The 19,955-nt window shown below is 46.1% G+C and carries 20 protein-coding genes and 2 pseudogenes; 13 read left to right on the forward strand and 9 right to left on the reverse strand.

Features of this window, described 5'->3' with window-relative positions; translation table 11 throughout:
* Positions 1-215: pseudogene (locus BM415_RS00005) on the reverse strand (IS110 family transposase); the annotation flags it as partial.
* Between the two features lie 331 nt (positions 216-546).
* Here BM415_RS00005 and BM415_RS00010 point away from each other — a divergent pair.
* Together BM415_RS00010 and BM415_RS00015 are read left to right on the forward strand one after the other, a co-directional pair.
* Complete coding sequence (locus BM415_RS00010) at positions 547-1,326, forward strand: phosphotransferase (RefSeq protein WP_091153266.1); 780 nt, start codon at positions 547-549, stop codon at positions 1,324-1,326.
* Positions 1,327-1,595: 269 nt separating this feature from the next.
* Positions 1,596-2,789, forward strand: a complete 1,194-nt coding sequence (locus tag BM415_RS00015) for a peptidyl-prolyl cis-trans isomerase (protein WP_170862316.1) — start codon at positions 1,596-1,598, stop codon at positions 2,787-2,789.
* 261 nt (positions 2,790-3,050) lie between these two features.
* On the opposite strand, the gene BM415_RS00020 is transcribed toward BM415_RS00015, so the two are convergent.
* Complete coding sequence (locus tag BM415_RS00020; RefSeq protein WP_091153270.1) at positions 3,051-4,133, reverse strand: GntR family transcriptional regulator; 1,083 nt, start codon at positions 4,131-4,133, stop codon at positions 3,051-3,053.
* Between the two features lie 371 nt (positions 4,134-4,504).
* Here BM415_RS00020 and BM415_RS00025 point away from each other — a divergent pair, with 371 nt between their 5' ends.
* From BM415_RS00025 to BM415_RS00040, 4 genes are all read left to right on the forward strand, one after another.
* The gene (locus BM415_RS00025) at positions 4,505-6,109 is read left to right on the forward strand and encodes a xylulokinase (protein ID WP_091153272.1); all 1,605 of its coding nucleotides are present in this window, start codon (positions 4,505-4,507) and stop codon (positions 6,107-6,109) included.
* A gap of 16 nt (positions 6,110-6,125) precedes the next feature.
* Complete coding sequence (locus BM415_RS00030) at positions 6,126-6,821, forward strand: L-ribulose-5-phosphate 4-epimerase (protein WP_091153274.1); 696 nt, start codon at positions 6,126-6,128, stop codon at positions 6,819-6,821.
* Positions 6,822-6,878: 57 nt separating this feature from the next.
* Positions 6,879-8,303, forward strand: coding sequence for an L-arabinose isomerase (gene araA / locus BM415_RS00035; protein ID WP_091153276.1), 1,425 nt, complete (start codon positions 6,879-6,881; stop codon positions 8,301-8,303).
* A gap of 148 nt (positions 8,304-8,451) precedes the next feature.
* Entirely contained in the window at positions 8,452-8,997 is a 546-nt protein-coding gene (locus BM415_RS00040) for a GrpB family protein (protein WP_091153279.1), read from the forward strand.
* Positions 8,998-9,347: 350 nt separating this feature from the next.
* On the opposite strand, the gene BM415_RS00050 is transcribed toward BM415_RS00040, so the two are convergent.
* From BM415_RS00050 to BM415_RS00070, 5 genes and pseudogenes are all read right to left on the reverse strand, one after another.
* Positions 9,348-10,115, reverse strand: a complete 768-nt coding sequence (locus BM415_RS00050; RefSeq protein WP_091153283.1) for an ABC transporter permease — start codon at positions 10,113-10,115, stop codon at positions 9,348-9,350.
* Position 10,116: 1 nt separating this feature from the next.
* The gene (locus BM415_RS00055) at positions 10,117-10,878 is read right to left on the reverse strand and encodes an ABC transporter ATP-binding protein (protein WP_091153284.1); all 762 of its coding nucleotides are present in this window, start codon (positions 10,876-10,878) and stop codon (positions 10,117-10,119) included.
* A 15-nt stretch (positions 10,879-10,893) separates the two neighbouring features.
* Complete coding sequence (locus BM415_RS00060) at positions 10,894-11,757, reverse strand: pentapeptide repeat-containing protein (protein WP_091153287.1); 864 nt, start codon at positions 11,755-11,757, stop codon at positions 10,894-10,896.
* 13 nt (positions 11,758-11,770) lie between these two features.
* Positions 11,771-12,100 (reverse strand): PadR family transcriptional regulator, encoded by a 330-nt coding sequence (locus BM415_RS00065; protein ID WP_091153288.1) that lies wholly within the window; start codon positions 12,098-12,100, stop codon positions 11,771-11,773.
* A gap of 227 nt (positions 12,101-12,327) precedes the next feature.
* Positions 12,328-12,774 (reverse strand): annotated as a pseudogene (locus tag BM415_RS00070) (AraC family transcriptional regulator); the annotation flags it as partial.
* 393 nt (positions 12,775-13,167) lie between these two features.
* On the opposite strand from BM415_RS00070, the gene BM415_RS24875 reads away from it, so the two are divergent.
* Positions 13,168-13,314, forward strand: coding sequence for a hypothetical protein (locus BM415_RS24875; protein ID WP_170862317.1), 147 nt, complete (start codon positions 13,168-13,170; stop codon positions 13,312-13,314).
* 33 nt (positions 13,315-13,347) lie between these two features.
* Here the strand turns inward: BM415_RS24875 and BM415_RS00080 are convergent, their stop codons facing one another.
* Together BM415_RS00080 and BM415_RS00085 are read right to left on the reverse strand one after the other, a co-directional pair.
* Positions 13,348-14,124: a DUF817 domain-containing protein gene (locus BM415_RS00080; protein ID WP_091153293.1), complete on the reverse strand. Its 777-nt coding sequence runs from the start codon at positions 14,122-14,124 to the stop codon at positions 13,348-13,350.
* A gap of 176 nt (positions 14,125-14,300) precedes the next feature.
* Entirely contained in the window at positions 14,301-15,497 is a 1,197-nt protein-coding gene (locus BM415_RS00085) for an MFS transporter (RefSeq protein ID WP_091153295.1), read from the reverse strand.
* A gap of 172 nt (positions 15,498-15,669) precedes the next feature.
* Here BM415_RS00085 and BM415_RS00090 point away from each other — a divergent pair, with 172 nt between their 5' ends.
* The 6 genes from BM415_RS00090 (at position 15,670) to BM415_RS00115 (ending at position 19,893) form a co-directional block, all read left to right on the forward strand.
* The gene (locus tag BM415_RS00090; protein WP_244533098.1) at positions 15,670-16,218 is read left to right on the forward strand and encodes a TetR/AcrR family transcriptional regulator; all 549 of its coding nucleotides are present in this window, start codon (positions 15,670-15,672) and stop codon (positions 16,216-16,218) included.
* 178 nt (positions 16,219-16,396) lie between these two features.
* Positions 16,397-17,233: an alpha/beta fold hydrolase gene (locus BM415_RS00095; protein ID WP_091153299.1), complete on the forward strand. Its 837-nt coding sequence runs from the start codon at positions 16,397-16,399 to the stop codon at positions 17,231-17,233.
* 165 nt (positions 17,234-17,398) lie between these two features.
* Entirely contained in the window at positions 17,399-17,833 is a 435-nt protein-coding gene (locus BM415_RS00100) for a YciI family protein (RefSeq protein WP_091153302.1), read from the forward strand.
* Positions 17,830-19,095: an RNA polymerase sigma factor gene (locus tag BM415_RS00105; protein ID WP_091153303.1), complete on the forward strand. Its 1,266-nt coding sequence runs from the start codon at positions 17,830-17,832 to the stop codon at positions 19,093-19,095. The genes BM415_RS00100 and BM415_RS00105 overlap by 4 nt, the downstream gene beginning before the upstream one ends.
* A 4-nt stretch (positions 19,096-19,099) precedes the next feature.
* Complete coding sequence (locus tag BM415_RS00110; protein WP_091153306.1) at positions 19,100-19,555, forward strand: YciI family protein; 456 nt, start codon at positions 19,100-19,102, stop codon at positions 19,553-19,555.
* On the forward strand, positions 19,552-19,893 hold the full coding sequence (locus BM415_RS00115; protein WP_091153307.1) for a DUF1801 domain-containing protein: 342 nt from the start codon (positions 19,552-19,554) through the stop codon (positions 19,891-19,893). The genes BM415_RS00110 and BM415_RS00115 overlap by 4 nt, the downstream gene beginning before the upstream one ends.
* Positions 19,894-19,955: the final 62 nt, after the last annotated feature.

Below are 19,955 nucleotides of genomic sequence, written 5' to 3' on the forward strand. Positions count from 1 at the left end.
TGGTGGGTTTGAAGTAAGGTCTCAATCCAACGTTTGAAAAGCTCGAAGCCGTCACGATGATTTCCAAATTGAAGCGGATTCCCTAGAGCAATCCCACGAAAGCTGACGGCCCTGGCTACATGGGTCTCTTGAGCGATATCTACGCCGACCACTAAATGATGAACGGTAATGTTTTCAATGAGTTGATTTTGTTTGTTTTGTGCTTTAAACTTCATGATAGAGCGACCTCCAGATGGGCTTTTTGAGGCAATGACCTCGTGCGTAACCCCATCATAACGAGGCGTTCTTTTTTATTCAAACTCCAAATATTCGTATTACAGGAATTCTAACGGGAAACATTAATTGAATAATATAATTAGCAGCTGATCAATCTGATCGGACTGCTTTTTTTAAGCCATAAGTTCAATTGTAGAGCTATTTCCATTATCTAATCCATTATTTTCACTTATTAGATACATATCAAATTATAATATTATATAATTAGTTAGGCAGTTATAAAATGTCCCAAGTCTGGAGTCATATCTAATAAACAAAAGGAGAGAACCTATGAACGTAAAGGATATTCCCGTTGAGCTTATAGATCAAATCGGTAAGATCCGCAACATCTCATATCCAAGGCAGGGGCATACTTCGCTTGTTGTTAAGATCGACACTAGTGATCATCAGTTCATTATCAAAAAAACACACCATGACCTATATAACGAATGGTTATCTGATGAATATGCAGCACTACAATTTCTTTCGACTACAGGCCTGCCTGTACCACATACTTATGCTTTCCATACAGATAGCAAATCAAGCTGGCTGCTTATGGATTACATCCAAGGTATTAGTTTAAGACATTATCTAAGCGACCAACCTAACCTTAGGGATCGAGAAGAGGTGGTGTCTCAATATGGTGCATGCCTACGGCAAATTCATGAATGCCCATGTCCTGTAGAGCTGCTCAAGGATGAGTCACCCTGGATCGATTCGATGCTCATGAAAGCCAGATACAATCTGGATAATTACAGTGTAGACGGGACGGAGGATCTCCTCGTACGACTAGATAGGAATAGACCATTACAGATTAAAAATACCCTGATCCATGGTGATTTTCATACAAATAATATATTAGTCAAAGACAATAAGGTATGTGGTATTATCGATTGGCCCAGAGCCGGTTATGGTGATCCTCGATTTGATATGGCACTAGCCATCCGTCCGAAGCAGGGGGTATTTGATCAAGCGAGGGATAAGGAAGTTTTTTTGGAGTCCTATGGCAGGTTAAGGATAACGGATGAAGAGTATAGCTATTTTCAGGAAGGCATATATAAGTTCTTTTAAATGTACTACTTGTGACGTATCTATTTCTTGAAATACCACTTTCTTTGATAACGGATGCATTGCACAAAGCGTTAAAATCTGTAGGTGATGGCAAGGAGCAATTTTATTTCCATTAATTATCGGACTTATCAGCAGGAAATTGAAAGAGAGAAAAAGAGCCTAAATTAAATCTGTAGATTTTTTATGTTATTTTAATGTTTTATTTTTGAAATCCTTTATATTTAATAAAAGGTCATGATATGGAAAGACACGAAGGGAGTTTTAGTTTAATGGATAACAACAAACCATCGCGTTTCGACAACGATGAAGAGAAGCAGGATGCTTTGCAAGAAGAGAAAGAAGTGCAACAGGGAAGTGAGCCTGATACTGAGCCTCATACACAGCTTGAATCAACGTCTGAAATACAGCCGGTAACAGAGGTGGAAGCACAGCCGGAAGCAGCTTCAGAGCCGGAGATGCAAAAGGATCATGCAGAGAATGAAGAACAGCCAGCAGCCAAAGGGAAGAGCAGTGTAGTCTGGATGGTGATATCGGGAGTTCTTGCTGCTGCGCTGATTATTGTGCTTATATATCCTCCGTTTGGAGGCGGTAAGGAAGCTGTTGCATCGGTGAATGGTACGGACATTTCCAAGGACGAGCTGTATAACGAACTCTTGACACTTGGCGGACAAGCTACGCTGGAGAACATGATTACGATGGAGCTTGTCGATCAGGCAGCAGCTGAGGCTAATGTGACGGTTACAGACGAGGACGTAAACGCAGAGCTTGAAACGTTGAAGACGCAATATGGCGGTGAAGAAGCATTTGACATGGCACTTGCCCAATCCGGGATGACACTTGACGCTCTTAAGAAGAATATGGATCTGCAAGTCAAAATGCGTAAAATTCTAGAACCGCAAACGGATGTAACCGATGAAGAGATCAGCACTTACTATGAGGAGAACAAGGCATCCTTCGCTACACCAGAGCAGGTAAGAGCGTCCCATATTCTCGTTGAAACCAAAGAAGAAGCGGATGCGATCAAGAAAGAGCTTGATGGCGGAGCAGACTTTGCAACACTTGCAACGGAAAAATCCACAGATACCGCTTCCGCAGCGAATGGCGGGGATCTCGGATTCTTTGGCGAAGAAGATATGCTAGAGCCATTCTCGAAGGCGGCTTTCTCCATGCAAGTTGATGAAATCAGCGATCCGGTGCAGTCGGATTATGGTTATCACATCATTATGAAGACAGATCATAAAGAAGCGACGAATCCAACCTTGGAAGACAAGAAAGAAGAGATTCGCAAAATATTGGTGGATCAACAGATCGGTGAACTTAGCTCAACCTGGATGACGGATCTGCGTTCCAATGCTACAATCTCGAATACACTTACGCCAGCAGAGGAAAGCACAGATGCTGGAGCTGATACGAATTCCACGGATTCCACGACTGAGGATACAGAGTCCACAACAAACGAATAATAGGTAACGATTAGTTAGATGAAAAAAGTAAGCAGCCAAGCAATTGAACCAGGGTTCATTGCTATGGCTGCTTTTTTCTACTCTAAAAATGACATGGATACATAATAGGATACAAAAAAATCATTATATGTGAATCAATTTCATATCTCATTAAAATGAAGATTATGAAATCATACATAGTCAAATTACACCGTTTTGATCTATATATACTCATGATTAAAGCAATTTGAGGTATTATGAAATGGATGACCCATGCTCAATCTATCTCTTCTGAACCGTCTCACCGTAAACAAGCTCGGGCTGATAGTACGTATTGTCCGGCAAATCCTTTTTGCCTTGCAATTTCTTAATAATCCAGTCGGCAGCATCGCGTCCCATTGCTTCTTGGGGGTGAGTCAGCGTCGTTAACTGGATATTCGCATTCTTGGCAATATAGGAATTGTCCTGACCGATGATAGATAACTCCTCCGGAATTGAGATGCCAAGCTGTCTGCACGCATGAACTACTTCAAGGCCGACCTCGTCGTTATAGCAGACGAGGGCTGTAAGCCCCTCTCTGTTCACATCCAGGAAATCCTTCAGGTTGCTCGAGAGTGCCTGCTTCGTCTCTGTATCAAAGGAAAAAACAAGCTCCGGGTGAAAACGTAATTTAGCTTCGCCGAGTGCTTTGATATAGCCTTTCATTCGATACTTTCCTTGCAAATCATCCATCTTAGAAATGAGTCCGATCTGCGAGTGTCCGTTCGATATCAGCTCTTTTGTCGCCAGATAGCTGGACTGCACGTCGTCGAGGCACAGAAAAGGCACATCAATCTCTTCGTAATAAGCATTAATCATAATAAAGGGGATGTCTTGTTCCTTGAAGGACAGGTAATAAGCAATATTCGGATTGTACAGATTGCTCTTGGTAGGCTCAATGATCAGTCCGTCCACACCGTAAGAGAGCATCATCTCCAGCGCCTTTTTCTCCTGAGCGACATCATTGTTGGTGCTGGCCAGCAGAAGTGAATAATTGTCCTCGTTCAGCCTGCTTTCAATCCCCCGAATGATAGAGGGGAAGATATAGTCAGAGATGTAGGTCGTGATGACACCGATCGTCTTTTTGTTAGAGGCTCCGCTTGTCCTCGTCCGATACTGGTTGCTGACATAGGTGCCGGATCCTTTTTCACTCCGCAAAAATCCCTCATTCGATAACTCCAGGATCGCCTTCCGAACCGTTTGCCGACTGACCTCGTACATGGTTTGCAGGGCAGACTCCGTTGGAATTTGTTCTCCTACACCATAATCCCCGGATAGTATTTTACTCTTTATATCATCAATGATGACTTGATACTTTGGTTTCATGAAACTCCTTCTTCCATACTTGTTCGCTAGGTTATTCGTTCATTTGGTAAATTTGTATGTACAAATTATAGCATGATTGTGAAATAAATAAAGAGAAGGTCCCATTTTAAATGACCGTGCGCTATTTTTATGTAGACTTAGAAAGTTATCACTATATTTGTAAACCTATACCAGATCGCTTTGATGCAGCTTTTTATAGGACAGAATTTGAAGAAAGGCACAAAATTTTATTGTATCCATATTTGTATGTATATATAACATATGATATTGACAAATGTACGTACAAAAAATATACTATACCTGTCAATTTAGAAAGCGCCTTCTTACAATTATCCTATTAATGAAGCGCTGCCAGAGAGGTGACCAAGGTAATGTCGAGTCAAGTAAGCATCGAACAAGCGATTGCTAAGGGAGAAACGTCGCTTGGTATTGAGTTTGGATCCACACGGATCAAGGCCGTACTCATTGATGGGCGGTTTCAAACGATCGCTTCCGGAAGCTATGAGTGGGAGAATCAGCTGAAGGACGGTTTTTGGACGTACAGCCTGGATGACATTATTACAGGCCTGCAAGAAGCTTACCGCGAGATGAAGCAGGAGGTTGAACGAAAATACGGAATCACCCTCCAAACGGTCGGTTCGATCGGTTTCTCTGCGATGATGCACGGATATATGGCTTTTGACGATACAGATAAACTGCTTGTTCCGTTCCGGACCTGGCGTAATGCAACAACAGGTGCGGCGGCGAGAGCATTGACCGAAGAGTTCAAGTTCAATATCCCTGAACGCTGGAGCATTGCTCACCTCTATCAAGCGATATTAAACGAAGAAGAGCATGTGCCTCAGATCCGTTTCGTGACGACATTGGCGGGATATATACACTGGCTGCTTACTGGAAACAAGGCGCTTGGCATCGGCGATGCGTCAGGCATGTTCCCAATCGATGAATCCACGCAAAATTATAATGAATCCATGATCCAGCAGTTTAATGAGCTGGTTGCAGATAAAGGCTATCCGTGGAAGGTAAGTGACCTGCTGCCTAAGGTGTATTCTGCAGGTGAAGCAGCAGGCGTGCTGTCCGAAGCAGGGGCCAAGATTTTGGACCCTTCACTAGATTTACAGCCAGGCATTCCTTTGTGTCCTCCAGAAGGGGACGCGGGAACAGGGATGGTGGCGACGAACAGTGTGAGAAAGCGTACGGGGAATGTCTCGGTAGGAACGTCCGTTTTTGCCATGATCGTCCTGGAGAAGGAGCTGTCCAAGGTTTACCCGGAGATCGATATGGTTACGACGCCAAACGGTAGTCCGGTCGGTATGGTTCATGCCAACAACTGCTCAAGCGACCTTAATGCCTGGCTCGGATTGTTCCGTGAGTTCTCTGAAGCAGCCGGACAAAAGGTGGATACAGAGAAGCTGTACAGCGTGCTGCTGAACAAAGCACTGGAGGCCGATCCTGACGGCGGCGGCTTGCTGAGCTATGGTTATTATTCCGGTGAGAATATTACGGGTCTTGAGCAAGGACGTCCGCTGTTCGTACGTTCCCCGGAGAGCAGATTTAATCTCGCTAACTTTATGCGGGTTCATCTGTTCACTGCATTTGGCGCTCTAAAGATCGGGATGGACATTTTGACGAAGGAAGAGAGTGTCGCGATCGACAGCATCCTGGCTCATGGCGGATTGTTCAAGACGCCGATCGTCGGCCAGAAAATGATGGCAGCTGCACTTCATGTGCCCGTGTCTGTTACATCGACGGCCGGAGAAGGCGGAGCTTGGGGGATGGCAGTGCTCGCTTCATACCTCCTGAACAAGACTGACGGAGAGAGCTTGGATGATTTCCTTGACCAGAAAGTGTTCAGCGATGTGGAAGAAGTAGAAATTAAACCGGATGCTGCTGATGTGAAGGGCTTTGAGGTCTTTATCGAGCGATACAAGAAGGGGCTTGTCATTGAGCAGGCCGCTGTCGACAATTTAGTGTGAAATGGGAGGGAGCAAGGTGTTAGAACAACTGAAAGAAGAAGTGTTTCAGGCCAACCTTGATTTGCCGAAGCAAGGTCTGATCAAATATACATGGGGTAATGTTAGTGCGATTGATCGGGAGAGCGGATTATTCGTCATCAAACCGAGCGGTGTCAGCTATGAGAAGATGAAGGCCAGCGATATGGTCGTTGTGGATCTGGATGGTAACGTAGTTGAGGGAGAGCTAAGACCTTCTTCCGACACACCAACGCATGCCGTGCTGTATAAGCACTATGCAGAGATCGGCGGCATCGTACACACGCATTCCATGTGGGCAACCGTTTGGGCTCAAGCCGGGCTGGATGTACCTGTGATGGGAACAACACATGCGGATACATTTTATGGTTCGATCCCATGTGCGCGTTTCTTGACCCAAGAGGAAGTGGATCGTGGTTATGAGGCGGAGACAGGACATGTCATTATCGAAACCTTCGAGCAGCGCGGTATTGATATCATGTCGATTCCAGGTGTATTGCTCCAGGGGCACGGACCTTTTACTTGGGGCAAGGATGCTAAATCCGCGGTCATGAACAGTGTCGTGCTTGAGGAAGTATCGAAGATGAATCTGTTTGCCAGAGAATTAAACCGGTTTGCACCAGAGCTGCCACAGCGTATTCTTGACAAGCACTATTTGCGCAAGCACGGTAAAGACGCTTATTACGGACAGAAGTAACGCAGAGGATTCAAGCCGGATTTTTAACTATACATTTATAGAAAAGAGGATGAAAATATGTCAGCAAACGTAGCAAAACAATTCTGGTTTGTCGTAGGTTCACAGCACTTGTACGGAGAAGAAGCTCTGTCTGAAGTTAAGGCACATGCACAGGAAATGACGGATGCGCTGAACAACAGCGGCGTGCTGCCTTATCCGCTTGTACTGCAGGATCTCGCTGTCAGCGCAGACAAAATTACAAGTATTATGAAGGAAGTTAACTATCGTGACGAGGTTGCCGGTGTAATTACCTGGATGCATACGTTCTCGCCTGCAAAAATGTGGATCCGTGGAACGAAGCTGCTCCAAAAGCCATTGCTTCATCTGGCTACACAATACAATGAGAGCATTCCTTGGGCAACCATTGATATGGACTTCATGAACTTGAACCAGGCCGCGCATGGTGACCGTGAGTATGGATTTATCAACGCACGGCTGAAAAAGCAAAATAAAATCGTAGTCGGTTATTGGGAGCGCCCTGAAGTACAGCAGCAAATTGCAGATTGGATGGACGTCGCTGTTGCTTATAACGAGAGCTTCAACATCAGAGTAGCCCGCTTTGGCGATAACATGCGTAACGTTGGCGTTACAGAAGGGGATAAGGTCGAAGCGCAAATCCAATTCGGATGGACAGTAGACTACTTCGGAATCGGCGACCTTGTGCAAGTTGTTAATGAGGTTACCGAGGAAGAAATCAATGATTTGTTTGGTGAATATGCGGAGCTCTACGAATTTGATTATGGTACTTACAGCAAGGAAGATTGGGAAGCCAGTGTCAAAGTCCAAGCGAGCTATGAAATTGCCCTTAAGCGTTTCCTCGATCAAGGGGGCTACAATGCCTTCACTTCGAACTTCGAGGATCTGCATGGCATGAAGCAGCTTCCAGGTCTCGCGGTACAACGCCTGATGGCACAAGGCTACGGATTTGCGGGTGAAGGCGACTGGAAGACAGCAGCCCTCGACCGTCTTCTCAAAGTCATGAGCCATAACGAGTCTACCGGCTTTATGGAGGACTACACGTATGAGCTCGCTGCGGGTCAGGAATCCATTCTTCAATCCCACATGCTCGAGGTAGATCCAACACTGGCGGTTAACAAGCCTAAGGTTGTCGTTTCTCCACTGGGAATCGGCGATCGCGAAGATCCAGCCCGTCTTGTGTTCGATGGCAAGGCAGGAGAAGGTGTGGTTGTATCGATGGCTGACTTTGGCACACATTACAAGCTGCTCATTAACGAGGTATCCTTGTTTGAGCCGACGACGCCTGCGCCTAAGCTTCCGGTTGCCCGTGTGCTCTGGAATGTGAAGCCGAACTTCCAGGATGGAGTCAAAGCGTGGATTGAGAATGGCGGCGGTCACCATACCGTTGTTTCCCTGAACCTGACCACCGATCAAATCGTAACCTATGCGAAGCTTGTGAATTTGGATTATGTCATTATTAAATAACAATTAATAATTAACCGAGGAACCGGCCGTATGCCGGTTCTTCTTTTTTTGCTGCAAATGAACGGGTAAGGCATAGGTAAACAATACAGACATGGTATAATCTTACAGGCGACTGCTAAGTACCATAGTCTAAATTAGGAGTGATCGTATGAAAGTGCGATTGAGTGATTACAGCGAGGCATGGTTCAGGCTGTTTCAAGAAGAAGCCAATTTCCTTATGATCTTATTCGAGGGTGAGATTCTGAGCATAGAGCATTTTGGAAGTACCGCAGTTCCCGGTTTAAAAGCCAAGCCTGTCATTGACATGATGTGTATCGTAAGTCAGATTGATCGAATTGACCGCTTCAATGATACCATGCAAGCTCTCGGCTATGACGTGGCTGGAGAATGGGGGATTCCGGGAAGAAGACTGTTTCGCAAGGGCGGAGAACATAGAACCCATCATATTCACTTTTACCAAGCAGGCAATCCTCATATTGAGCGGCATCTCGTATTCAGAGACTATCTGAGAAGTCATCCAGAGGAAGCTAAAAGATACGGCAGATTTAAAGAGGAATTAGCTCAGCGCTATGAGCACACAAGTGAATACAGTCCAGCCAAAAAAGCTTTTGTAACGGAAATGGAGCAGCTCGCGCTAGCCTGGTTTAGAGAATACAGTGTAAAGCATAACGGTAACTTTGGAAATCATCTTTGACGGTACAATTATGAAATTGTGCGCTTGCGGCTAGCTTACGCTAATGAGCATTGTCGCACCAGGAGGGGAAGTTGCTTGGTACTTGTTGTCGTAATACTGCTGCTGGCAGTTGGAGTATTTCTTATTGTAAGATCAAACAAAGAGGACGAAAATTCTGTACTTCTTCGTTGGGTCGGAATCTCTATTGTAATCATGTCTCTATTTTTTATAGTATTCTTAGCTTATCAAATCATTGATATAGAAACGCATCGCGTTGGGCATTAATCGAGAACGCTGGAATATTCACAAAATAAAAGAAGGAGCAGCTTGCCGGGTTGGCAGTTGCTCCATTTTTCTATTCAAGCAACTTATTATACTCGATTCTTGTAAATCCGCATGGCAAAGAAGTAGGAGATGATAATAATTCCGACACACCAGGCAAGAGCGACCCAAATTTCATTGCCCACCGGTGTCCCAGACAATAACGCACGAATGGTTTCTACGATCGAGGTCACGGGCTGGTTCTCAGCAAAGGCGCGAACGACTGTCGGCATCGTATCGGTTGGCACAAACGCTGAGCTGATGAATGGAAGGAAGATAAGTGGATAAGAAAAGGCGCTTGCACCTTCGACCGAATTTGCAGTCAGTCCGGCGATGACTGCGACCCAGGTCAAAGCCAGTGTGAACAATACGAGTATACCAGCCACTGCAAGCCAAGGCAGTATTCCTGCTGAGGAGCGAAAACCCATTACAAGTGCTACGAGGATGATGACGACAACAGATAGGACATTGGATACCACCGAGGTAAGAACATGCCCCCATAGTAAGGCAGAACGGGAAATGGGCATCGTGTTAAACCGTTCAATAATGCCTCGCTGCTTATCCAGAAACAGTCGGTAAGCCGTGTAGGATATACCACTGGCAATCGCAATCAGCAGGATGCCGGGCAGCAGGTAGTTAACATAGTTATCGGTATCGGTTTGGATTGCACCGCCAAATACATAGACGAATAGCAGCATCATGGCAATCGGTGTGATGCAGACTGTAATAATAGTATCCATACTGCGAAATATATGCCGCATGGAACGCCCAAGCATAACGCCCATATCGCTGAAAAAGTGCTTTTTTGTCATCTCCATGTTACTTTACCCCCTTGGTGCCGACGATTGCGAGGAATATTTCCTCTAGTGAAGGCTGTTTTTCAACATACTCCACCTTTGCAGACGGGAACAACTGCTTCAGCTCTGCGAGCGTGCCGCTTGCGATAATTCGGCCCTCGTGCAGAATGGCAATTCGATCGGCCAACTGTTCGGCCTCCTCCAGATACTGCGTGGTGAGTAGTACCGTTTTGCCTCCGTCAGCCAATTCTTTCACATTCTTCCATACTTCGATGCGCGCCTCCGGATCAAGCCCAGTCGTTGGCTCATCGAGGAATATAACCTCTGGATTCCCCACAAGGCTCAAGGCGATGTCCAGCCTGCGGCGCATCCCGCCGGAATACGTAGACACCCTGCGGTCGGCTGCATCTGTCAGGCCAAAGCGTGTCAGCAGCTCATCGGCAACCTGGCGTGGATTTTTGAGATATCGCAGCTTGGCGATCATGACCAAGTTTTCTCGTCCGGTCAAAATTTCGTCCACGGCGGCAAATTGTCCGGTCAGACTGATCGACTGGCGCACCTTATCAGGCTCGGCTGCTACATCGAATCCGTTAACGATCGCACTTCCGCTGTCTTGCTTGAGCAGTGTAGTAAGAATTCTGACGGTTGTGGTCTTACCAGCCCCGTTGGAGCCGAGCAGGGCAAAGATACTCCCCTTTTCGACCTCAAAATCTACACCCTTTAGGACTTGATGCTGCTTGTAGGACTTTTGAAGTCCTGTAACCTTAATAGAAATGTTTCGCATATTTTTTCCCCCTCCTTATCGAACCGTCACTTTGGACAGATCGGCCTCAATGCCTTTAAGCGAAGCGTAAGTCAGCTTATCCATGACTGCACCGTCAAAGCAGATCGTTTTGATGGCACGGTAATACTTCTTGGACAGCGGGAACCCTTGGAATGATACATTTCTCAGCGTAGCGCCCTTGAACGAAACCTCATTCAGTCCTGCTTTGTTAAACTTGACACCGATAAACGTCTGCCCGTCAAAACACATGCCTCCCAGATCTGATTTGCTGAAGTCCACTCCGTCAAAGATACAATTCTGGAAGGTGGTCTCTCGAAGATAAGTCATACTCAGATTGACGTCTGTCAGTCGTGCGTTAAGGAATTTGGCTCCGGCCAGCCACGATTTGCTGTAGTTGGTACGCACAAGGATCGATTGATTGAAGCTGCCATTGGTGAGGTCAAGGGTGGAAAAATTGCAGTCCGTGAGGTTCGCGCCGTCAAAAATCGCATCACGTACATTGCTTGAATTAAATGAGCTGCCGGTTAAATCTGCATTCGTGAAATCAGAGCCTTGCAGCAAGCTTGATGAGAAATTTCCTTTGTATGCGGTGATACCCGCAAAGTCACTCTGAGGCAGGTTGCTCGCCTTTAAGTTGGTCACCACTTGCCGTTCCAGCGAGCGGGAGAGGTTAGCCACCTCGATCACCGTTTGTTCAATATCCCCAATGCTGTCGACTGTCATCTTAAAGGCAGTTTCATCGTCCTTGCCTTCAGCCTTGAGCTCACGGAACCGCTCCTCAAGATCGGAGAGCAGATCGCTCTTTAATTCGGTAACGCTCTTCACTCCATCATAGGGTGCGAACACACCGTTCAAATAACTCGTCAGCTTCTCATTCATAACTTCCATCTCCTTATAATAAGTTTTCAAGCACACGCTTGGCATATTCCCAGTTGTCTTTGTTGTGGACATAGATTGCCTTGCCCTTCTCGGTAACTCTGAAATATTTACGTCTTCCACCCTGAGATTCGTCACCCCAGTACCACTCTACATCTCCATCATTCTCTAGCCGCCGGACGCTGGAGTACATTGTCGCTTCCTTTAATTCGTATTCGCCTCCCGAGCGCTCAGCAATCATCTTGACGATCTCATAGCCATAACGGTCAGCTTCGGATAACAATCGTAATATCATGGTATCCGTGTGTCCACGAAGTAAATCTGAAGTAATCTTGTTCTCACCCATATTTATCTCCTCCGTTAATTGTATAGTACAGCAAAGTACTTTGACAGTCAAGGTAGTATTTTAAATAAAATACCTTATTTATAATAAATGGGTGTTTCTGATTATTAATTGGATTCAAAAATGGAGGGCGAATTGTACCGTGGAGCAATGAAATACGAATAAAAAGAGAGCAGCACACAGTGACATTCACTGGTGCGGCTCTCTATTACTAAGCGCCGGGCTTCTTCGGTATTCACTACGTCCGTAACACCAAACATTTCAAAAGCTGGTTTTTCCTCGATTCTGTAATTCATCTCCACATCTCCCCGGATTGAAATATGAAAGGATAACCGTGGATAGGCCTTAAGCGCAATTCCTTTTTCGCGTGCAGAAGTCGGCATTACACCATGCATTTTTTTGAACGCTCTGGAAAATGCCTCGGGTGATTCGTAGCCATGCTTCAGAGCGGTGTCGATGACTTTGGCATGACTCTGCTGTAGATCAAATGCGGCGAGGGTTAACCTTCTCCGGCGGATATACTCCGATAGCGGAACACCGGTTATAAATGAGAACATCCGCTGAAAATGATAAGTAGAGCAACAAGCAACTCTTGCCGCTTGATTGAGATCAATTTCTTCAGTTAAGTGTGATTCGATATATTCCATTGCATTATTCATCAGCTGCAGCCAATCCACGAGTAACCTCCTTTCAAGATTCAATATACGGGATGTTGAAGGAAGGCACCTTGCAATCCGTGCACCGAAATATCATGATATTAAATAAGCTGCTGAAAAGATAAGATGGTAAACACTATTCCACATGCAAGAAGAAAAATCCCCCTAAATTTCACTTTAACCAGATCAGTATCGCCATTTTCATCAACAAATCTATTGAATGGCCAAGAATCCGGTTCGTATGAAATGTGAAAAGGTTAAATTAAGTATTGGATAGGCTAAGTTAGGTATTTTTCTTTGTTAATTGAAGAAGAGGCTATACCATTACTTAGAGTCGGTTTAATGTCGGTCAGTGGGACAATTCTCTTGGGGGAAGAACGATGGCTTTATATTTTGTAAGGCATGGTGTTGACGATGAAGGATATCGTGGTGGCTGGAGTCAAAGAGGCCAGAATGTTGAGTGCTATAGACAATCAGAAAAACTGGGCATCCAATACATCGGATCATCAGTTGCAGAGGGCATTGGATACGGCAAATGAGCTTGCCAAGGATCTAAATTAAAGACGGAGCGGGATATGACCCTGCTCCGTTTTTTCATGATTTGTTTAAGTTCCGATTCGCTTTTACATATTTGAGCTGAGCTACGATGATGACACTGATGATGACAAGGAGGAACCAGGAGCTGATCTTACTGAAGCTCACAAGCTGCCAGGCGTCATGCTGATCGGGGTACTTCCATCCATTAAAGAATGTTGCAATATTCTCCGCTGTCCAGATGAAGAAGCCTACAATAATAAATGCAAGTGTCAAGGGCATTCGGTATGTTTTGGCCCGGACCCGATAGATGATCCATGTTTTCCAGAACACAATAAACACAAGCAGTGTCAGCCACCAGCGGAAATCCGGAATAAAATGATGTGTGAAGAAATTTAGATAGATCGCTCCGCCTAACAGCATCGAAGACATCGTCCCGGGCCATCCCGTCATGTCCATACGCAGCCTCCGCCATATTTGGCACATAAAGCTGGCTACACTTGCATACATGAATCCACTGTAGAGTGGAACACCGAAGATCTTCGTATATCCAGGCTCTGGATATGACCACGATCCCATCCACACCTTATATAGCTCCAGTACCAAGCCAATGACGTGAAATACGCAAATGACCTTGATCTCATCCATTGTCTCCAGTCCGCTTCGGTACATGAAATACTGCACGGCGAGCAATATCAACAGAATGGCATCGTACCGGTATAGGAAAGGAATCTCAATGACACTAGTTATGGCAAGCGTCCCAAAGATCGCAACAGGAAAGATACAGCTCATCGCCTGATGATATCCAAAATGGAGCAGCTGTACAATCGATTTCAAGTGATGTTTTCTCCTTTCCATACTTCAGATGAGTATGATGCACTCTAATTAATGTAGAGCTTGCTTCCTTTCTTATCTTTAATTCATCTTACAGGTGTTATATGTTTGGAAAAATAGAAAATCGGTTGATTAAATTTTCTTGTTTTTAGCTGTAGAATCATCAACTAGTTATTGAATCAGCGCTTATGTTTATATTCTGTCAGGAAATATATGAATGCAAACAATGGTATTAGAACCCCCAGCCATGCACTCCATATCCAGCCGCCGTATGCATAGGTTAATCCTCCAAGAAATGATCCGGCCGCTCCGCCAATGAAGAATATTGCCATAAATATTCCGTTCAATCTCCCACTCGCTTCATTTCCGAGAGAGTATATGATCCTTTGGCTGACAACCAGATTGCCAGACACAGCCATATCCAGTGTGATTGCTGAGATGAATAGCAGCACCAGTGCGACGAAAGAATGGTCATGGAACAAGGCAATAAGCAGAAAAGAGCCAATTGCGGTTCCGATCGAGACGATGGTTAGGGTCTTTGTAAACCCTTTATCAGCTAATCCTCCAGCTATAGGAGCGGCTATGGCTCCTGCTACACCTACCAGGGCGAATAAAGCAATGCCGCCTTGTGTAAATCCGAAGTCGTTGGCAAGTCTGAGAGGGACAACTGTCCAGAAGAGGCTGAATGATCCGAACAAACAGGCTTGATAAAATGCCCGGCGTCTCAATATCGGGTATTTTCTAAACAGTTGAATTAACGAGGCTACAAGCTGTAGATATGTTAATTGATTCTCCGGCTTTCGATGAGGTAAAGAACGCGCAAGCCAGATGGTCAACAGAGCCATGAGCACAGCAGACAGGACATAAATCATCCGCCACCCCCAAATGTCTGCGATGAAGCTTGCGGCAGGCCTAGCCAGCATGATTCCGAGTAAAAGGCCGCTCATTACATTGCCTACCACACGGCCTCGTTCTTGTTCATTGGACAAGTATGCGGCAAGAGGGACGAGAATTTGTGCGACGACGGAGCCCGTTCCGATGAATAAGGTTGCTGTCAAAAACAAAGGGGATTGCGTAGAAACGGCTGCTATGATGAGAGCGACGACTACAATGGAGAGAACGGAGACCATAAGGCGGCGGTTCTCAAGCTTGTCGCTTAGAGGAACAATGAATAACAGCCCGACCACATAGCCTATTTGGGTTAAAGTTACGATAAGTCCTGCGGTTTCAGTAGATAGGCCAAGTTCTGTGCTGATGGGACCAACAAGGGTTTGAGAATAGTAGAGGTTAGCGACAATCAGACCGCATGCGGTTGCGAAAATAATCATCATCGCAGTTGAAATCTTACTTTGCTTGGTTATATCGACCTCATTCATAAATAATCATTCTCCTTTAACTTTTTTGTATTAAGTAAACGCTACGTTCACTTAATCGTTGAACAAAATATATACTGAACGCATCGTTTTGTAAATACCCAATTTATCATTTATACTGGAGCAAAGGATAGAAAGGGGAATTGGATTGGCAAAGAAGGGGCGCCCAAGGGATGTGACAATTCAACATTCCATATTGTCTGTGGCTTATGAATTGCTGCTTGAAAGTGGATTTGAAGAGGTAACGATTGAAAAAATTGCTGAGAGAGCAGGAGTAAGTAAAGCCACCATTTACAAATGGTGGCCTAATAAAGCTGCTGTTGTTGCGGATGGTTTTTTTGAAGGAGCAGCTAGCAGGCTGCCTGTTCCGGATACGGGATCTGTTAAGGAAGATATATTAACTCATGCAATCAACCTGTCATTATATATGTCAGGCAAGGAAGGGAAAGTGATCTCCGAGCTGATCGGGCATGGGCAGGTGAATTCGACACTAATCGAAGTATTTAGACAATACTATATTCAACCTCGTCGTGCGGAAGCCGCAGGAATACTGAGGAAGGGGATTGAACGCGGCGAACTGAGTGCAGAACTGGATGTGGACTCTAGTTTGGATTTGCTGTACGGCCCTTTATTCTACCGCCTGCTAGTTACAGGAGAGCCGTTAGCCGAGGACAAGGTAAGACCCATCTTGTTAGCAGCATTCGACGGAATGAAATCGTTATAACCTATGGCATGAAATGGATTCACTCTATGGATTTTGAACTGAGAAGGCCGCTGGCCTTCTTTTTTTATTTTTGTGTGAGATGTCGATTTCCACTTCTATTGTTCGTTGTTCTTATATAAGCAGGTGTTTTTGAAAAAATATCCAATTATATGAAATGAACACAGAGGAGATGAGGAATATGCATTTCGCCATTTCGAAGGACGGTACTCAAATCGCATATGACAAAAAAGGGAACGGTCCCGCAGTCATTCTTGTAACAGGTGCTTTCAGCTATCGAAAGTTTCCGGCGCAGGTAGAACTGACCGATCTGTTATCCGAGCAGTTTACCGTATACAACTATGATCGCCGGGGCCGTGGAGACAGTGGGGATACCCAGCCCTATGCGGTGCAGTGTGAGATTGAGGATCTGGAAGCTGTCATTCACGAGGCTGGAGGCTCGGCAGCTGTATGGGGGCTGTCATCAGGAGCCATCATTGCATTACAAGCGGCAGCAAACGGTGCAGCCATTACCAAGCTGGCTTTGCATGAGCCTCCATTTCTAGTGGAAGCTGATGGTCGCAAGGTCCCCGCGGATTTCCTTCAGCAAGTGACTAGATTGATTAAGGAGAATCGCCGAGCAGATGCTGTCAAATACTTCATGACCACGGGGATGGGAGCGCCAGCCTTTGTCGTCGGCATGATGCGGATGATGCCTGGTGTTTGGTCCAAATTAGTATCCATTGCTCATACACTGCCTTACGATGCAGCAATAAGTGATGAATACATGAAGGGAAGAGCGCTGCCCAGGGATCTATGGAGCTCTGTGAAGATACCGACCGCAGTGCTTGAAGGTACCGAGAGTCCAGCAGAGCTGCGTCAGGGAGCTGCTGCTCTTGCGAAGGTTCTTCCGAATGCACAGCTTGTCAGCAAGAAGGGGCTCGGTCACACCAAGAAACTGAATGCAAAGCTCATTGCATCCGAGCTGTCTGCTTTTTTTGCAGAAGGTCATTCGACTGCGTTTAGGATTGCAAAATAAATGCAGAACATTATTTTAGAGAGATGTCGATTTGCGTGAATATCATTCGTTGTATACATAAGGAGCGAAGAACGACTCTGGCTATAGCAATCGGTGAGAGTCAAGCCAAAAAAACGGAAACTCGAGCTGCTTCGCTTCACAATAAAACTTAGGAGGTAGTTAAACATGAGATTTATGATGATTGTTAAGGGAACAACGGATTCAGAGGCCGGCAAGCTGCCAAGCAAGGAGCTGATTGATGCGATGCACCGATATAACGAGGAATTGGCAAAAGCAGGAGTGCTGCTGGGAGGTGACGGCTTAGCACCAACCTCATCAGGAATTCGGATCTCCTATCCGGAGCCAGGCGGCAAGCCGAAGGTGGTCGATGGACCATTTACTGAAGCGAAGGAGATTATTGCGGGGTACACGCTCATCGAGGTCAAGTCAAGGGAGGAAGCAATTGAATGGGCGCTGCGCATGCCGGATCCCCATGGATTCGGACAGGGCGAGATTGAACTCAGGCAAGTATATGGGATCGAGGATTTAACAGATGATATGGAGTTCATCGAGAAAGAAAATGTGCTGCGGCAGCGAATTGAGGAGTCCAGAAAAGCGTGACCAGAAGCAGCACGACGGGGACAATTGATGCCATATGGCGGATGGAGTCGGCGAAGCTGATTGCAAGTCTTACGAGAATGGTTCGGGATGTGGGTCTGGCTGAAGATCTTGCGCAGGATGCCTTGGTTATCGCTCTTGAGAAATGGCCGGAATCCGGTATTCCAGACAACCCGGGCGCCTGGCTGATGACAACGGCCAAACGCCGTGCCATTGATCTTATGCGCCGAAGCAAAAGGCTTGATCAGAAATATGAGGAGATAGCTAAGAATACAGATTTATATACGGAGGAGGACATGGATCGGAGGCTTCACGGGGAGATCAGTGATGATCTTCTTCGTCTGATCTTTATGACCTGCCATCCCGTGCTGTCACAAGAGGCTAGAGTTGCTTTGACTCTGCGCCTCTTATGCGGACTTACTACGGATGAAATTGCCCGTTCTTTTCTGGCAGCGGAAGCTACGATTGCTCAGCGCATTGTAAGAGCGAAGAAGACGTTAAGTGCTTCGAAGGTTCCTTTCGAAATCCCGGTAGGGGAAGAGCTGAATAAACGACTGTCCGCTGTTCTTGAGGTGATCTATCTCATGTTTAATGAAGGATATTCGGCTACCTCGGGGGAGCAATGGTTCCGCCCCTTGTTATGTCAGGAGGCTCTTCGACTCGGACGCATGCTGGCTGAAATTGCAGCGCTTGAGCCGGAGGTGCACGGCCTGGTCGCTCTAATGGAGCTCCAATCTTCTCGTCTGAAGACCCGAATCAATAAGGATGGGGCGCCGGTACTGCTGCTGGATCAGAACAGGGGGCAGTGGGATCATCATTTGATCAGACGGGGGCTTGCTGCCCTTGAACGTGCCCGCAAGCTGGGCCGTACACTTGGTCCCTATTCACTACAGGCGGCAATCTCAGCCTGTCATGCGGTGGCTCCTACACCTGAAGCTACAGATTGGATCCGGATTGCGGCACTATATGAAGCTTTGTCCCGAGTATCTCCTTCACCTGTGGTTGAACTAAATCGGGCGGTTGCCGTATCAATGGCATTTGGTCCTGAATTTGGACTTCAGCTTCTCGACGAGTTAATGGGGGAGCCAGCGCTTAGAGGGTATCATTTGCTTCCGAGTGTTAGAGGAGATCTGTTAATGAAGCTTGGACGCTTCGATGAAGCTCGGACTGAATTGGAGCGGGCTGCTTCCATGACACGAAATGTCCGCGAGCGTGAGCTCTTGTTAGGCAGGGCTGCTGTATGCAGGGACAAAGGAAGGGGATGAAGGCATGAGAATGATGCTGATGATCAAAGCCACAGATTACTCCGAGACCGGTGTAAATTACAGCTCGGAGCACACGAAGAAGCTTCAAGAATACAAAACGATGCTGGCGCGAGAAGGCATACTGCTCGCAGAGGAAGAGCTTCAGCCGAGTACAAGAGGGATAAAAATCACGTATTCGCAAGATGGAAAGCCTGAGCTGCTGGCAGGTCCTTTTGAGGGGAACAGCAAGGAGCTTGTAGCAGCGTATTATGTGTTTGATGTGGAGACGGAGGAGGAAGCTGTGCAGTGGGCACTGCGAATGCCGATCGGGGCAGGTCAGGCTGGTCATGAGCTTGAGCTCAGATGGCTTGAAGAGAAGGGCGAACGAAAGCGAGAGCCTGTAATTGAAGGAATGGAAGCGGATCTGCAGGAGCAGCTGTATATTTATCAAAATCAGCCTAAAGGGAGCGAGCGAGTATGAATCAAGAAGTTACGGCATTTATTGAACAGATCAAGGAACCTTGGCAAGGAGATTTAGCTGTGAACCTGCGGAATGCGGTACATGCAGCTATACCGGAAGTGACGGAACGGATACAGTACAAGAAGCCACACTTTTTAAAAAATGGAAAGTATGCAGCTGTCATCTCCACTTCGAAAGAGGCGGTCAGCTTTACCATATTTAATGCAACAGGTCTTGCACTTCCAGAAGGGGAATTTGAAGGGCCTGAAGAAAGAAAAACCCGGAAGCTGCGTAAAGGCGACGCCATTGATCTGGATCAGCTGACAGAATGGGTGAGGCAGGCCTCGGAATCTCTTTAATAAGAGTAAAATGGAAAATACACAAATAAGAACTAGCTTTCGAAAGCACTAGACTATGCCTT

The organism is Paenibacillus sp. 453mf, from assembly GCF_900116105.1.
In the GTDB taxonomy this organism is placed as follows: domain Bacteria; phylum Bacillota; class Bacilli; order Paenibacillales; family Paenibacillaceae; genus Paenibacillus; species Paenibacillus provencensis.

Bases quoted from the DNA above. Each gene is read 5' to 3' on its own strand.
- BM415_RS00025 (WP_091153272.1), top strand. From the start codon at position 4,505: ATGTCGAGTCAAGTAAGCATCGAACAAGCGATTGCTAAGGGAGAAACG.
- BM415_RS00050 (WP_091153283.1), bottom strand. From the start codon at position 10,115: ATGGAGATGACAAAAAAGCACTTTTTCAGCGATATGGGCGTTATGCTT.
- BM415_RS00040 (WP_091153279.1), top strand. From the start codon at position 8,452: ATGAAAGTGCGATTGAGTGATTACAGCGAGGCATGGTTCAGGCTGTTT.
- BM415_RS00060 (WP_091153287.1), bottom strand. From the start codon at position 11,757: ATGAATGAGAAGCTGACGAGTTATTTGAACGGTGTGTTCGCACCCTAT.
- BM415_RS00115 (WP_091153307.1), top strand. From the start codon at position 19,552: ATGAATCAAGAAGTTACGGCATTTATTGAACAGATCAAGGAACCTTGG.
- BM415_RS00020 (WP_091153270.1), bottom strand. From the start codon at position 4,133: ATGAAACCAAAGTATCAAGTCATCATTGATGATATAAAGAGTAAAATA.
- BM415_RS00055 (WP_091153284.1), bottom strand. From the start codon at position 10,878: ATGCGAAACATTTCTATTAAGGTTACAGGACTTCAAAAGTCCTACAAG.
- BM415_RS24875 (WP_170862317.1), top strand. From the start codon at position 13,168: ATGAAGGATATCGTGGTGGCTGGAGTCAAAGAGGCCAGAATGTTGAGT.
- BM415_RS00085 (WP_091153295.1), bottom strand. From the start codon at position 15,497: ATGAATGAGGTCGATATAACCAAGCAAAGTAAGATTTCAACTGCGATG.
- BM415_RS00015 (WP_170862316.1), top strand. From the start codon at position 1,596: ATGGATAACAACAAACCATCGCGTTTCGACAACGATGAAGAGAAGCAG.
- BM415_RS00110 (WP_091153306.1), top strand. From the start codon at position 19,100: ATGAGAATGATGCTGATGATCAAAGCCACAGATTACTCCGAGACCGGT.
- araA (WP_091153276.1), top strand. From the start codon at position 6,879: ATGTCAGCAAACGTAGCAAAACAATTCTGGTTTGTCGTAGGTTCACAG.
- BM415_RS00095 (WP_091153299.1), top strand. From the start codon at position 16,397: ATGCATTTCGCCATTTCGAAGGACGGTACTCAAATCGCATATGACAAA.
- BM415_RS00100 (WP_091153302.1), top strand. From the start codon at position 17,399: ATGAGATTTATGATGATTGTTAAGGGAACAACGGATTCAGAGGCCGGC.
- BM415_RS00010 (WP_091153266.1), top strand. From the start codon at position 547: ATGAACGTAAAGGATATTCCCGTTGAGCTTATAGATCAAATCGGTAAG.
- BM415_RS00065 (WP_091153288.1), bottom strand. From the start codon at position 12,100: ATGGGTGAGAACAAGATTACTTCAGATTTACTTCGTGGACACACGGAT.